Here is a 13,519-nt window from a genome sequence, read left to right as displayed (position 1 = left end):
ATATGAAAGTAAATTTAATCAGAAGATTGGCAATGGGCGCATTTATCGGGTGCTTCATGGTAATGCTTGTAATGGTAGTGGGTTCTTTTAGTTATGGTCCTTCCAATGTCCAGTTTTCAGGAACTGAAATAATCAACGCATTCTTCGGTTCTATTGTTGTTGGATGGGTATTTTCTTTAACCGGACTGATTTATGAAAAAGATGAAATTGCTTTTCCTCTTCAGATAATCTTCCAGATGGGTATTGGAATGACTGCACTGTTTATTGTTGCAATTTACTTAAAATGGATGCCTATTAATCTGGGCTGGGAACCAGTAATAACCTGGGTTGCAATAGCTTGCATATTTGCATCTGTTTCATGGTTAGGTTTTTATATCTACTATTATTTGCTGGCCCGTGAGTTAAACAATAAACTGAATAATTAAGAGTGAATGTTCTTAGTTATCATTTTTTCTTTATTTTTTCATAAATTTCTACTATTTAATTAGTTTCAATATTTTTTATAGGGGTTTTTTTAAAATAACTGTTATTAAATTAATTTAACATAAAATTAAATAGGTGTTTTCATATTTAACTGTTGAAATTATTAACCATATCTTTATTTTAATCAATTTCAAATCCGCACTCGCTGCAGGCTTTTGTCTGGAATTTCACAACTCCTCCACAATTCGGACATAACCACTTTTCCCTATCCTGCGCCATCATCCGTCCGATGCCGGTAGTCTTTATTCTTTTTGCACTTTCAAGTGTGTTCAAGTCATGTCTTTTAACATACTTTTTTGAGTGTTTTTTCATTAGGGGGCATGGAAACTCGCTGCAGCGTCCGCAATAGCTAAAGTTTTTGGAATCAAAGCAGGTTTTAATTTTGCATTTTAAACTGGCTTTGTTTTTTCCGTCATCACTAATGAGACATCCTGCACATGGATTTTGATATTTTTCACAGCTTATGCAATTGATTCCACATGGTGCAAGTAGTTTTGAGTTGATTTCATCAGGCATTTTCATAGTATTTAATTTATTTTCAGCAGTAATAAATTTATTTAAAATTTCGAAAATAACGATACTTTTATAAATAAATAAAATAAAATAGTTTATTACTGTTATTTTATAACAGTTCTAAAATACTTTTTTTGGGATAAGTTCCCATATGGATGTGGCCCTTGTGGCTGAACAAAAAGGTGTTATTTATGTATAAATATATTAGAGACGCATGGAAAAACCCAGATGAGTCCTACGTACGTGAACTCATGTGGCAAAGAGCTCCTAAATGGAGAAGACAAAAAGCAGTTCAAAGAATTGAAAGACCTACCAGACTCGACAGAGCTAGAAGTTTAGGTTACAGAGCTAAAAAAGGTTTCGTTGTAGTAAGAACCAGAGTAAGACGTGGTGGAAGAAGAAAAACCCGTCGTTTCAATGGTCGTAAACCTAAAAGAATGGGTGTAAACAAAATTACCCAAGCTAAATCTATTCAAAGAATTGCTGAAGAACGTGTAGCTAAAAAATACCCTAACATGGAAGTTTTAAACTCTTACTGGGTATGGTCTACCGGAAAACATAAATATTATGAAGTAATTTTAGTTGATCCTAACAGTCCTTCAATTATTAACGATAAAAAAATCAATTGGATTTGCTCCAAAAAACACACTAACAGAGCTCTCAGAGGCTTAACCAGTGCTGGAAACAAAGGACGTGGAATCAAATCTAAAGGAAAAGGCTCTGAACAAGCCAGAAGAAGAAAAATCTAATTTTTCTTCAATCCTTTTTTTGATTTAAATGATTCATAATATTAAATTTAGGGCTTTCGTTTATGAAAATGAAAGTGTCGATGAAATTTCTCAGGCCATTTTAAACATTCTTCCTGAAGCTGAAATCGAAGCAGAAGAAGCTGAAGGAATTCTTGAAGACAAAATAATAATTTTGTCCGGAACAGTATCCAAGAAAAGATACACAAAAACTTTTTTTAACACTCTTTTGGAGTGGACAGATTTAAATAAACTTAATGATGATTTAGAGCGTAAAATGGATGAAAAGGGCAACTGGTTTTTAAGATTTGATAAAAATGATGCCTTTGATGAAAAATGGACCATTTTGGATTCCGGCGATTCAATCCATCTGAAAGTAAAGATTGCAGCTTATCCTGCAAAAAAAGAAATTGCCGTCAGTAAGGTTCGTGAAGCCATTTTAAATGAATGAACCAAATTATTCGATGTTGATTATGGAATGTCTCTAACTAAAAAGTTAAATTTATTTGATTATTTATCCAATATATCATTAAGGTGATTGAATGGAAAAACAAAGCAAATATCTGATAGTCCTGTTAATTGCATTGGTAGTATGTATAGGAGTATTTCTCTATCAATTCAATAATGAGGTGCCTACTTTTATAATTGTCAACGCAACTGAGGTTTCTGAAAACGAATCTTTTTCAGGAATGCTGGTTGATGCATACGGTTACGGTGTAGCCAATATGACAATAACTTATCACAAACCTGGATATGAGATGGGGACATTGGTGGATGCTACCACTAATGAAAAGGGTGAATTCACGATTGAAAATGCCGAGTACTTGCCTGATGCGGGTAAAGATAATTATTATGGTGATTTTACATTTGCAGGCAGCGGCAAATATCAAGGATGTACCTATGAGGGTAATGTTACTGTAGTTTCTAAATAATTAATATATTTTTGTGCTTTTCGGTATCATTTAGGATATTGTTGTTAAAAATATCTAAAACTTAGCAATTATAGCAATTCATTTATAATATTTACAAAAACTTCCAAATGAAATGGAATGTCCTAATCTACAGTAGTACTCGACATACCCTTCACTATCAAAATCACCAACTATCCCTCCTCCCCTATCTAAAAATTCTTCGTAGCAATGTCTGCAATTCAAACTACAATATCCTCCAGATTTCATTTCATTATTTTCCATTTCTTTGGTGATTCTAGCTTTTTCGGGTTTGCCCACTTTTTCAAATACGGCTTTTATGAAGTGTTTGATTTCGCTTTCACTCATATTTTCTCTTTTATTGATAAGCTTATCTTTTAGAGTAGCTTTGATGGAAATTACATCAATTTGGGAAATATTGTTTTTTCTTATTTCGGATTTGATTTCTTCGGATTCAAATATCTCATCAATCATTTTTAGTTTTTTATTTTCTTCTTCTTTTTCTTTAGCTATTCTAGTTTCTTTTTTGATTTTGTATTCAAGTATTAATTGATTCACCCTAAATTCCACTTCTTCACTTTTAATTTGACCGGAGTCTATTTCCTTTTCAACTTGTTGTCTGATAGCTTTTCCAGTAATGACAACATCTAAACCATTTCTGTGTAATTCATTACCAAAAGTCTTATTGTATAATATTCGTCCACCCACTACTCTTTTAAGTTCTTTTTTGGCCATCTCTTTTTCTATGCTGTCGGGCATGGAGTTTAAATGAGGGTTCTGTCCCATATCGGATTTATCTATTTTAACTCCACAGTTAGAGCAAAAATTATCCTCTTTTCTTAATTTTGATCCGCAGTTACTACAAAAATTGGCCATATTATCCCCTTCTCAAATAGTATTCTTAAACAAATTTCAGTCAAAGAACTTATTTATATATTGTGTACATAATTGCTAAATCATTTATGTGGTGCTTGAAGAAATTGAAAAATCCGCCTAAAATGAACTAAGAAAATTATCTTTTTTTTTTTGAAAAGATGAAATTTAAAAAAAGATGATAATGAAGAAAAAATATTCCTCATAATTCGATATTTATTATAAATATGCAAGAATACCTCAACTTCTTAAAAGTTGGCGGAAGTTCAAAACACAAATTTTCTAATGCCAATAATACTTAAGATTATGGCTATTATATAGCCGATTAAAGAAATTACTGGCATGTCAAATGCCATTGGTCCAAAAGTAACAGTTGAAGAACCTATTAGGAGTGCACAAACCAATGCAACTATTGAAACCTTGTCGTTAATGTCGACTTCAAACTTAAATTTCAATTCTTCATTGTCAATCTTGTGAATGGTTCTTGTAAGGAGTTTTGGCAATGCCTGAAGCATGTGTTCATATAAGATTATATTGCTTTTCTTGCCTTTTAGATACTCTTTAGGATTGATTCTTTGTCTGGCGATTTGTTTAGCAATCGGTTCTATTGATGCGAAAATATCAATTTCCGGATCTAAATTATGTGCAATTGCTTCAACCATGGATATTCCCCTTGCCATTGTAACCAGTTCATTTGGTAAAATGACGCCATATTCCTGCATAAGACTCATCAGTTCTTCTAAAATTCCATCGAAACGATTTAGTTCGACACCGAAGTATCTTCCGAACAAATCGTTCAAATCTCTTTTCAAGGTTCTTGTTTCAATGTGATAATCCAGAATGTCCATATACATTAGCTGATTAATTAATCCGTCAACATCCTGGTCAACCAATAGAATCATCAGTTCGGAGAGATTCTTTTTGAATTCTTCGTCAAAGAATCCCATCATGCCCAAATCAAGATAACATAAAACATTATCTTCTAAAATCATTATGTTTCCAGGATGTGGATCTCCATGGAAAAATCCGTCAATGAACAGTTGTTGAAGGTAGGAATCGATAACATTTTTTGCCAAAAGCTTTTTATCGAATTCGTCACTGTCGCTTTCATAAACGTCATTCAGTTTTGTACCATCTATGAATTCCATTGTTAAGACTTTTGCGGTACAGTATTTGGAATATGTGGCTGGAATGTGTATTTTCGGATTATCTACAAAATTCATTTCAATGCGTTGCATATTCATGAATTCATTGTTGTAATCTATTTCCTTGTGAATTGAACGGTCAAATTCCTCCATGATTCCTGGAAGATTTAATTTTCTGAGATTGGATTTCAATTTATCTGCGCGATTGGCGATATATTTCATTATTCTTATGTCAAGATCGATTTTATCGGTGATGCCTTCTTTTTGCACTTTGACTGCAACTCGCTCACCAGTAATCAAGTGGGCTTCATGAACCTGGCCTATGGATGCGGTTGCCAAATGTTCATGTGAAAAGTCTTCGAATAACTCATCAATGTTTCCACCAAGTTCCCTTTCAACTATTGTTTTGACTTGGTCATAGGATATGGCGGGATTATCATCCTGCAAGTTGGCCAATTCGTTTGCAATTTTTTCTCCGACGATATCTGGTCTTGTACTTAATAGCTGGCCTAACTTAATGAAGGTAGTTCCCAAATCCTGAAGCATCAATCTTAATTTTACGGGAATTTCATCATCCAATAAAAGATTAGATGAATCCTCCTCCACGTCTTTTTTGTGTATTTTGCTTTTCACGGTTTGACCTAAAATTTCATCGAAGCCATATTTTTTAATAACTTCCCTTATTTCGCCCAAACGCTCTTTTGTTTTTTTATCCATTTTTATCACTCTAATAAATTAGTATCTGATATGATTTTTATTTTAACTCATATTTAAGTATATGATTAAATCTTGAAATTAGATTAATAGTTTCTTATAAAATCTAAAAATAGTTAAATTTTTAATAAGAAATCTTATTCATTGTACTAGATTTAAAAATTTATATTTTCTATATTGTGTGATATTTCATTAGGACAATTTGTTTTAGTTACACATTATTGATTTAGTCTGAACTTTTTTTTGCATTGTAATGAAATGCAGATTATATTAAAACAAGATTATTGGACAATTGTTCAGATTAGTACACCGCGTATGTACTATTTTTGTATAGTCTTAATAATTCACCATTAGAACTAGCCAGCTATTTAGTTAAAATATTCAGAGCTCATCAATCTTTTTATTTAATTTTTCGATTTCGGAATTTAACTCATCAATTTTTGACTTTAGCTCATCATGGTTATCCTTGCTAATTCTAGACATGTAGAGTGAAGATATTACTGCTGTAATTGAAGCAAAGATTAGAATTCCACCAGTCATTGCAATCATTCCAATAAGCTTTCCTAAATTAGTGGCTGGAATAATGTCCCCATAACCAGTGCTGGTCATAGAAACAATAGTATACCACAAAGCGGTTAAAATATCATTGATATTGGAATCAACAATGCGAATCAAAACAGTTATGGAAAAAACAAAAATAATCATGACAAAAATTATTTTATCAAGATAAGTTTGTTTTAAAAATTTGGAGATTTTTCCTTCGGTTTCACGAGCTAAAGCAAACAATTTAATTAATTGAATTAGTTTTATTATTCTTAATGCTCTGAAAAATATAAAATCAATCGGAAGCATTCCCAAAATAGTCATTGAATTATTTTTTAAGTACTCTTTTTTATCACTGGCATGCCAATAGCTATAAATGAACTCTATCCAAAGCAGGACACACACAATTAAATCAAAGGCAAAAATACTATATCTTAATGCCAAATCACTTGGATGAAGCAATACATATGCCATTAATAACACATCTATAACTGTTAGAAATATAAGTGTCAGATATAATAATTGTTTTTTATGTTCTCCCATGAAAAGATATTTGACATATAACACTATTTAAAGTTGTTCGTTAGTCCGAACCAATTAACTGTATCTTAAAGTGATGGAGAATACTTTTTCAAGGGATTTTTGTGTTAAAAAAATGTAGTTTATATATAAGATTATCTCCATAATTTTAATTAGTAATATAGTAACTAACTAAGGATGGCGGTGAAACAATGAGAGGAATCGGTGGAATAATTGCTATAATCGTAGGTTTAATATTATTATTCTGTGCAGTAGGGCCATTATTTTTAAAGATAGGTTTTAAATTGATGGGATTTGCATTCAATATAGTGTCCATTTTAGGTTTAATTGCTATTATAGCAGGAATTGTTCTTTATATTAAGGGACATTAATATTTTTAGGAAATTTTTAGAAGTTGATTTATTTCTAAAAATTTTTCTACTTTAATTTTTAATATTTGAAAAGGTATGATTTATTTTTAAAAAGTTTTTATGATATTTGATGGAATGAGAAAATGAGTGAACATGACAAGCATAAGGAAACATTAAAAGATGAAATTAAAAGGATATTTTCATTATCCGAAGATTCCGCATCAAATGAGGAGATCCGTTCACGCCTTCTGGATGGTGGAAAAATTACAGGCACAAATATGTGTGTGCTGGTATGTGCGATGGTAATTGCTTCAGTTGGTCTTAATGTAAGTTCAACTGCAGTAATTATTGGGGCAATGCTGATTTCGCCTTTGATGGGAAGCATTCTCGCTTCTGCATATGCTAGTGTGGCATCTGATTATCCGCTTCTTCGAAAGCATGCGGTAGGTTTTGTAATGCAGATTTTAATCAGTGTTAGTGCAGCAGCAATATATTTTTTCTTTTCTCCTGTTAAGGAACCGACAGTTGAATTACTGGCAAGAACAGGACCAACATTCTTTGATGTACTCATAGCATTTTTCGGAGGACTTGCAGGAATCATCGGGCAGACCAGACAGGACAAGGCAAACACTATTATTCCGGGTGTTGCAATTGCAACCGCATTAATGCCGCCACTATGTACCTGCGGATATTCCGTTGCAAACGGAAGATGGGACATGCTCCTTGGGGCAGGATACCTGTTCCTCATCAATACCTATTTCATTTTCATGTCTGCAGGAATTATTTTGAGTATTTTGAAAATTCCGAAAATGAGAGATTTAACACCAAAACAATGGAAAAGACGTCGTTTCAGGATGATTGTCAATACAATTATCATTGTGCTGCCAAGTATAGCTGCGGTTTATTTCATGATGCATTAAGCAAAACCCTGGCTGAAAAGATGGGGATAACATTAAAATGAGGTTTTACAATGCCAAATTCAATGCTTAAAGGTTCATTTAAATATTTCTGGGGAATAAATGGTTTTTCAGTATTGTTTTAGTCCAATTCATGATTTTTGAAACCATAACTCATGTAGTTGGCGGGCTCATGGAGTCAACCTCATTAATTGTGCTTTTAATAGTATTGGGCTATGGATTAAAGATTACTCAGGATGTGATTAACGGAGGTAAAAGTCTACCTAAAATAAAATTTAATGAATTGATTAATTTTGGTTTAAAAGGAGCTGTTGTATATACTTTTTATTTGACGATACAGGTTTCCGTTTTAGGATTGATTTCCATATTGCTTGATTTTCCAATCTTTGAACTTAAAGAATTTATCTTAAATATATCTGAAACAATTTCATTATTATATGAGCATGATCCAGTTATTTTCATAATATTCATTTTACTAGGACTTATTACAGTTTATGTCACTGTATTTTTTATGGAAATCGCAGAATATTGTTCTTCCAAGCTCATAAATATGGAACTTATTGATGGGTATGAAGTGACTGAATTATATGACAATGAAATCGAAGGCATCAACAATGCAGAAATCGCACAATACGGATGCCAATCCTACTTAAAACAAGTATTGATTGACGGATTTTTCCATGCAGACCCACACCCAGGTAATCTATTTGTAACCCGCGATAACAGACTTTGTTACATTGATTTTGGAATGATGGGGGTAGTCAACGACACATTCCGTTCAAACTTCGCTCAATTAGTCCTGCTTCTGTTGGATGGAAATTCACATCATTTAATTAATCAGTTGCTTTACATGAACATTATCACTCCGGAACAGAACACTGATGAGTTTAGAGAAGATGTTGACGACCTATTGAATGCCTACATTGGTGTTGACATGGACCAGATGGATGGAATATTTGATGATTTGATGAATGTAATGATTAACCACAATATTGTTCTTCCAAGAGAGTTTGTAATGATTGGAAGGGGAATAATACTTATTGAGGAAGCTGGAGACAAATTAGATCCACATTTCAACCTTACAGGTGAACTTGAAACATTCGCTAAAGACATGATTAAATCAAAATTCGAACCTGGAAACCTTGTTGGAGGCGGATTTAACTATATTGTTGAAATTGAACATTTATTAAAAGATTTGCCTGACAGACTTAACAGCACCCTTGACAAGGTTGAAAAAGGCGAAATAGAATTAAATATGAACCACACTGGTTTGGATGATTTGAAAAATCAGTTATCCATATCATTAATTGTAGCTGCATTGCTTGTTGGTTCATCTATCGCAATCTTGGCAGATAAAGGGCCAAAAGTCTGGGACATTTCTGCAATTGGATTTATAGGATTCGTATTAAGTGCAGTTATGGGAGTATATTTAATTTTTAAATATCTTAAGGATTAAATTTTAATGTATGAGATAATTTTAAGAAAACTCAATAGAGTTTCATTACTTTTATCTCTACTTTTTTTTAGAATTAATTTATATATGATGATTTCTAAAAATAATTGCATAGTCCCGTGGGGTAGTGGCAATCCTTTTGGGCCCTGGACCCAAAGATAGCGGTTCGACTCCGCTCGGGACTATTTGTTTATCCAATTATTTTGATTTCTTTACTATTTTTTTCGACTTTAAAGAGGTAGCAACTCTCGCGATATTTGAAAAATACGGTTCATTCTTTGAAGAGAGTTATAAGAAACTCATGTGATAGTTGATAATATCTCTCAATTCTTTTTTTCATTTGCCATTTTCAAAGCAGGATTTCACATAATATATATTCACATTTTGGTGATGAAATCCAACTAATATTCAATGTAAATGAGGATTTCTACAAACTATACATATTGATATAAAACTTTACCATATTTAAGAAGCTGTTTAAAAGCTATGTTTTATTAAAACTCATGTGGGTTGTGTTACTTTTCTCCATATGTCTATTTTGAGGTATTCTTTAGAAGTTCACGGACGTTCAAACCGACAAATCTTTTGGCAGCAATATAGAAAAACGGCGCCAAAAAGAATGTTGAAAGGGATTTCAGAAGTTCGATTAAATCGAATCCGTCACTGAATCCGACAACGACTGAAATTGCAAATGCCTGTGAGAGGATAACTGCACCTATAACCCTTAAAAAAGATCTAATGTCAAATAAAGTTACCAAAGCCCATATTTCACGGAGATTGAAGGCCTCTATAAATTTTCCTTTATGCAGGTATCTGTTTAATAATCCTGCGATTAAACACAGGTATGTCAGTGCAAAGAGGGTAATGAAAATTACTGAAAGTATAATTTTGCCGTTCAAATTCACTTTTGCCTGATGAAAAAAGAAAGTCAGACCTATGGAATAAATAAATGTAATTGCGGATTTTTTAAATCCTTCCCAGGTCAGCTTTTTTAAATTGGTGATTTTTGGATGTTCATCTGAACCTTTAAGAGTATACCACGATACATATGATCCGTATCCCATAACAATAAGCAGAGTTACAGTTAACATTCTCCAGAAGGAGTTGAGATGGTGGTTTGCGGTGGCAATGGAGGTAATTGCCATGAGGGTGCTGATTACTATGATTCCCTTTCTGTCGCTTAATGCATATCTTACTGCATTGCCAATGTAACCAACAAATAATTTCATACAAACAGACTCCAAATGGAAGCTAAGTATTTTTAAACAAATAATATATAATTAACATTTTAAGGTATTTAAATTTTGGAGACATATAAATTTAATTCATGGCCATAATTTTGGTATCAATTACATATATTGGGAAAAAAGAGTTTGACATTCTTTAGTTGGTATTCAACAAAGATAATGTAATGGGTGCTGATTTAATATAAAAAAAGATAATGAAGTGAATACACTTCATAATATTAATTTTTAAATTTGTAATGGTATGACTACACTGCTTTATCCCCTTCTTCACCGGTTCTTATTCTAATCACGTTATCGATTGGATAAATGAATATTTTTCCATCTCCAATATTTCCAGTGTATGCACCTTTTTTAATTGCTTCTATAATGGTGTCAACACCTTCATCCTTGACAACAATTTCAATACGTGTTTTTGGAATTAAATCAATACAATAACTGGATCCTCTGTAAGTTTCTCTAATTCCTCTTTGACTTCCTCGCCCTTTTACTTCAGTGACGTTCATACCTTCACAGCCTACATCTAAAAGGGCCTTTTTAACGTCCTGATATTTTTCTTGTCTAATAATAGCAACTATACTTTTCATTTTCACACCTAGTTAAGATTATATGCTGATTCTTTATGAAGATTTGCATCGAGACCTCCGATTTCTTCATGATCTTCTACTCTTATTCCGCCTAATGTTTTGTCTAGAACTTTAGCAAGTATAAAGCTTATAATAAATGAGTATCCGAGTGTGGCAACAATACTGATTATTTGAATAACCACCTGGTTAGGATTTCCTGCAATTAATCCTGCAACTCCGCCTACGGAAGGCACTGCAAAGATTCCTGTTGCAAGTGCTCCCCAAACACCAGACATTCCGTGAATTCCCCATACATCTAAAGCATCGTCGTATCCGAGTTTTGCTTTTAAGTAGTATATTGCAAAGTATGATACAAATGGAGCTATTGCACCAATCACCATTGCTCCAGGAACATCGACAAATCCTGCTGCAGGAGTAATTGCTACAAGACCTGCAACAGCTCCGGAAATAGCGCCTAAAACTGTAGGTTTTCCAACAATGTAAGTATCTAATGAAGTCCACACGATTAGACCTAATGCAGCTGCAACGTTTGATACGATTATTGCATTTGCTGCAAGTCCATCAGCTGCAAGTCCTGATCCTCCATTGAATCCCATCCATCCGAACCAGAGTAATGCTGCACCGAGAACTGCATATCCTAAGTTGTGCGGAATCAGTGAAGTGTCTTTTCTTTTACCTAATACTAATGCAACGGCCAGTGCTGCTACACCGGAGTTCATATGAACTACTGCACCTCCTGCAAAATCGAGGGCGCCTAATTGTGCCAGCCATCCGCCTCCCCATACCCAATGGGCTACAGGGACATAGACTATACAAGCCCATAAAATTGTAAATATTATCCATGCTTTTGTTTTCATCCTTCCAACTAGTGCTCCAGAAATAAGTGCTACAGTCAGACCTGCAAAAGCACATTGGAACATAACAAATAATAATGTTGGAATGGTTCCAGTTAAATCATCTAATGCAATTCCTTGCAGGAAGAAATTTGTAGGTGATCCGATAAGGCCGGAAATATCACTACCGAATGCAAACTGATATCCGAATGTCACCCAAATTACACTTACAATTGAAAATGCGATGAAAGTTAAAAAAATTGTGTTTAAAACATTTTTACGTTTACTTAATCCTCCATAAAAAAATGCGACTGCAGGAATACTCATTAAAAGTACGAGTAAACTGCAAATAAGCACCCATGCGGTATCGCCTGAACTAAATATAATATCCATTTTATCTTCTCTATAATAATTTAATTTATAATAATTTGTTAATCCGATATATCGGAATATATTTGCCGGAAGTATTCTTCCGACATATAACTATTATTGTTTATAATATTTAAAGGTTTGTATTTCAAAAAAATGAGATTAATATTCAAAAATTTAGGTAATCGGTTATTGGATATTCTGGCAATTCGCTAATTCAACAGGCAAACTAAATATGTATTGTGTATATTGAAAAAGATTGGCTACTTGACAATATAATAATATATATATTTGGAAATAAAGAAAAAAGAAGATGAATTTCTAGTTTGTATTTTTGCTATTTTCAAAACATTTATATATCAATGCCGATATAAATATTAGTCGGAAGGAAGTTTCCTTCCGACAATGTATTTAATTAAATTCATTTAGTCAAATGTGTTTTTCCACTTTTCATATTATTAAACTAGTGGTTAATATACTCAAAAAATGATGTGAAAAAATGTCAGCAAAAGATAACAAATTAGACCAAGTAATTAAGACAATCGATGAAAATGATATAAAATTTTTGAAGTTACAGCTCTCAGACATTCATGGATTGCCTAAAAGTATGGCGGTGCCTCTTAAAAAAGCAAGTGATGTTGAAGATATTGTAAATGACGGGTTACTGTTTGATGGTTCATCAATAGCAGGTTTAGCTTCAATTAATGACAGTGATTTACTTGCAAAACCAGATATTGACACTTTCTCAACAATTCCATGGAGGCCGGAGGTGCAGGGTACTGCCAGATTTATATGTGATATTTTTACCACTGATGGACAACCATATGATGGTGATCCAAGAGGTGTTCTTAAAAAATCATTACAATTAGCAGAAAAAAGAGGATATCAATTCAATATGGGTCCTGAACCTGAATTCTTCATTATAAGGAAAGATGAAAATGGAAAATACGTTCCTGCAGATGAAGCGGAATACTTTGATGTTGAACCATTGGATCAGGGTACTGACATCAGAAGGGAAATCGTACTGGGCTTAGAAAAATTGGATTTCGATGTTGAAGTAAGTCACCACGAAGTGGCAGCAGGTCAACACGAAGTCGATTTCAAATATGCTGATGCTTTAAAAACAGCTGATGCGGTTATAACATTTAAAGAGGCTGTTAAAGCAGTTGTCAATAACTTAGGTTTCAAAGCAACATTCATGCCAAAACCATTCCTTGGAATTAACGGTAGTGGAATGCACTGTAATCAAAGTCTATTTAAAGATGGGGAAAATATTTTCT

General features: G+C 33.1%; 15 protein-coding genes and 1 tRNA gene. 9 read left to right on the top strand and 7 right to left on the bottom strand.

All coding sequences use genetic code 11. From position 1 onward, the window contains the following. Nucleotides 1-2 precede the first annotated feature (2 nt). On the top strand, nt 3-425 hold the full coding sequence (locus Q0W04_RS05975) for a DUF3021 domain-containing protein (RefSeq protein WP_298501219.1): 423 nt from the start codon (nt 3-5) through the stop codon (nt 423-425). A 178-nt stretch (nt 426-603) separates the two neighbouring features. On the opposite strand, the gene Q0W04_RS05970 is transcribed toward Q0W04_RS05975, so the two are convergent. Further along, nucleotides 604-1,005 carry a DUF3795 domain-containing protein gene (locus Q0W04_RS05970; protein ID WP_298501218.1) on the bottom strand — a complete coding sequence of 134 codons (402 nt, stop codon included), beginning with the start codon at nt 1,003-1,005 and terminating at the stop codon, nt 604-606. A gap of 182 nt (nt 1,006-1,187) precedes the next feature. On the opposite strand from Q0W04_RS05970, the gene Q0W04_RS05965 reads away from it, so the two are divergent. The 3 genes from Q0W04_RS05965 (at nt 1,188) to Q0W04_RS05955 (ending at nt 2,674) form a co-directional block, all read left to right on the top strand. Further along, complete coding sequence (locus tag Q0W04_RS05965; protein ID WP_298501217.1) at nt 1,188-1,745, top strand: 50S ribosomal protein L15e; 558 nt, start codon at nt 1,188-1,190, stop codon at nt 1,743-1,745. Nucleotides 1,746-1,773: 28 nt separating this feature from the next. Beyond that, nucleotides 1,774-2,193: an RNA-binding protein gene (locus tag Q0W04_RS05960; protein ID WP_298501216.1), complete on the top strand. Its 420-nt coding sequence runs from the start codon at nt 1,774-1,776 to the stop codon at nt 2,191-2,193. A 91-nt stretch (nt 2,194-2,284) separates the two neighbouring features. Then, the gene (locus Q0W04_RS05955; protein WP_298501215.1) at nt 2,285-2,674 is read left to right on the top strand and encodes a hypothetical protein; all 390 of its coding nucleotides are present in this window, start codon (nt 2,285-2,287) and stop codon (nt 2,672-2,674) included. A 78-nt stretch (nt 2,675-2,752) separates the two neighbouring features. On the opposite strand, the gene Q0W04_RS05950 is transcribed toward Q0W04_RS05955, so the two are convergent. The 3 genes from Q0W04_RS05950 to Q0W04_RS05940 form a co-directional block, all read right to left on the bottom strand. Further along, nucleotides 2,753-3,547 (bottom strand): zinc ribbon domain-containing protein, encoded by a 795-nt coding sequence (locus tag Q0W04_RS05950; RefSeq protein ID WP_298501214.1) that lies wholly within the window; start codon nt 3,545-3,547, stop codon nt 2,753-2,755. Nucleotides 3,548-3,810: 263 nt separating this feature from the next. Further along, complete coding sequence (locus Q0W04_RS05945) at nt 3,811-5,406, bottom strand: AarF/ABC1/UbiB kinase family protein (protein WP_298501213.1); 1,596 nt, start codon at nt 5,404-5,406, stop codon at nt 3,811-3,813. A gap of 378 nt (nt 5,407-5,784) precedes the next feature. Next, the gene (locus Q0W04_RS05940) at nt 5,785-6,489 is read right to left on the bottom strand and encodes a potassium channel family protein (protein WP_298501212.1); all 705 of its coding nucleotides are present in this window, start codon (nt 6,487-6,489) and stop codon (nt 5,785-5,787) included. A gap of 188 nt (nt 6,490-6,677) precedes the next feature. Here Q0W04_RS05940 and Q0W04_RS05935 point away from each other — a divergent pair, with 188 nt between their 5' ends. The 4 genes from Q0W04_RS05935 to Q0W04_RS05920 all read left to right on the top strand — a co-directional run bounded on the left by Q0W04_RS05935 (nt 6,678) and on the right by Q0W04_RS05920 (nt 9,391). Beyond that, a complete protein-coding gene (locus Q0W04_RS05935) occupies nt 6,678-6,857 on the top strand; it encodes a hypothetical protein (protein ID WP_298501211.1) in 180 nt (59 codons plus the stop codon). 122 nt (nt 6,858-6,979) lie between these two features. Continuing rightward, nucleotides 6,980-7,756, top strand: coding sequence for a DUF389 domain-containing protein (locus Q0W04_RS05930; RefSeq protein WP_298501210.1), 777 nt, complete (start codon nt 6,980-6,982; stop codon nt 7,754-7,756). Nucleotides 7,757-7,886: 130 nt separating this feature from the next. Then, entirely contained in the window at nt 7,887-9,209 is a 1,323-nt protein-coding gene (locus Q0W04_RS05925; RefSeq protein ID WP_298501209.1) for an AarF/UbiB family protein, read from the top strand. A 110-nt stretch (nt 9,210-9,319) separates the two neighbouring features. Beyond that, nucleotides 9,320-9,391 (top strand) — tRNA-Gln (locus Q0W04_RS05920). A gap of 348 nt (nt 9,392-9,739) precedes the next feature. On the opposite strand, the gene Q0W04_RS05915 is transcribed toward Q0W04_RS05920, so the two are convergent. The 3 genes from Q0W04_RS05915 to Q0W04_RS05905 form a co-directional block, all read right to left on the bottom strand. Continuing rightward, nucleotides 9,740-10,435: a DUF4013 domain-containing protein gene (locus tag Q0W04_RS05915; protein WP_298501208.1), complete on the bottom strand. Its 696-nt coding sequence runs from the start codon at nt 10,433-10,435 to the stop codon at nt 9,740-9,742. A gap of 263 nt (nt 10,436-10,698) precedes the next feature. Further along, a complete protein-coding gene (locus Q0W04_RS05910) occupies nt 10,699-11,037 on the bottom strand; it encodes a P-II family nitrogen regulator (RefSeq protein ID WP_292808613.1) in 339 nt (112 codons plus the stop codon). An 8-nt stretch (nt 11,038-11,045) separates the two neighbouring features. Then, nucleotides 11,046-12,263 carry an ammonium transporter gene (locus tag Q0W04_RS05905; protein WP_298501207.1) on the bottom strand — a complete coding sequence of 406 codons (1,218 nt, stop codon included), beginning with the start codon at nt 12,261-12,263 and terminating at the stop codon, nt 11,046-11,048. Between the two features lie 475 nt (nt 12,264-12,738). Here Q0W04_RS05905 and Q0W04_RS05900 point away from each other — a divergent pair. Then, nucleotides 12,739-13,519 (top strand): glutamine synthetase family protein (locus tag Q0W04_RS05900; RefSeq protein ID WP_298501206.1); only part of this gene is annotated, 781 nt, incomplete at its 3' end.

This window comes from uncultured Methanobrevibacter sp., from assembly GCF_947170395.1.
Taxonomy (GTDB): domain Archaea; phylum Methanobacteriota; class Methanobacteria; order Methanobacteriales; family Methanobacteriaceae; genus Methanocatella.
The sequence above is the reverse complement of the archived record's forward strand: the minus strand, read 5'-3'. Positions and strand labels throughout refer to the sequence as shown.

Bases quoted from the DNA above. Each gene is read 5' to 3' on its own strand.
- Q0W04_RS05975 (WP_298501219.1), top strand. From the start codon at position 3: ATGAAAGTAAATTTAATCAGAAGATTGGCAATGGGCGCATTTATCGGG.
- Q0W04_RS05970 (WP_298501218.1), bottom strand. From the start codon at position 1,005: ATGAAAATGCCTGATGAAATCAACTCAAAACTACTTGCACCATGTGGA.
- Q0W04_RS05965 (WP_298501217.1), top strand. From the start codon at position 1,188: ATGTATAAATATATTAGAGACGCATGGAAAAACCCAGATGAGTCCTAC.
- Q0W04_RS05960 (WP_298501216.1), top strand. From the start codon at position 1,774: ATGATTCATAATATTAAATTTAGGGCTTTCGTTTATGAAAATGAAAGT.
- Q0W04_RS05955 (WP_298501215.1), top strand. From the start codon at position 2,285: ATGGAAAAACAAAGCAAATATCTGATAGTCCTGTTAATTGCATTGGTA.
- Q0W04_RS05950 (WP_298501214.1), bottom strand. From the start codon at position 3,547: ATGGCCAATTTTTGTAGTAACTGCGGATCAAAATTAAGAAAAGAGGAT.
- Q0W04_RS05945 (WP_298501213.1), bottom strand. From the start codon at position 5,406: ATGGATAAAAAAACAAAAGAGCGTTTGGGCGAAATAAGGGAAGTTATT.
- Q0W04_RS05940 (WP_298501212.1), bottom strand. From the start codon at position 6,489: ATGGGAGAACATAAAAAACAATTATTATATCTGACACTTATATTTCTA.
- Q0W04_RS05935 (WP_298501211.1), top strand. From the start codon at position 6,678: ATGAGAGGAATCGGTGGAATAATTGCTATAATCGTAGGTTTAATATTA.
- Q0W04_RS05930 (WP_298501210.1), top strand. From the start codon at position 6,980: ATGAGTGAACATGACAAGCATAAGGAAACATTAAAAGATGAAATTAAA.
- Q0W04_RS05925 (WP_298501209.1), top strand. From the start codon at position 7,887: ATGATTTTTGAAACCATAACTCATGTAGTTGGCGGGCTCATGGAGTCA.
- Q0W04_RS05915 (WP_298501208.1), bottom strand. From the start codon at position 10,435: ATGAAATTATTTGTTGGTTACATTGGCAATGCAGTAAGATATGCATTA.
- Q0W04_RS05910 (WP_292808613.1), bottom strand. From the start codon at position 11,037: ATGAAAAGTATAGTTGCTATTATTAGACAAGAAAAATATCAGGACGTT.
- Q0W04_RS05905 (WP_298501207.1), bottom strand. From the start codon at position 12,263: ATGGATATTATATTTAGTTCAGGCGATACCGCATGGGTGCTTATTTGC.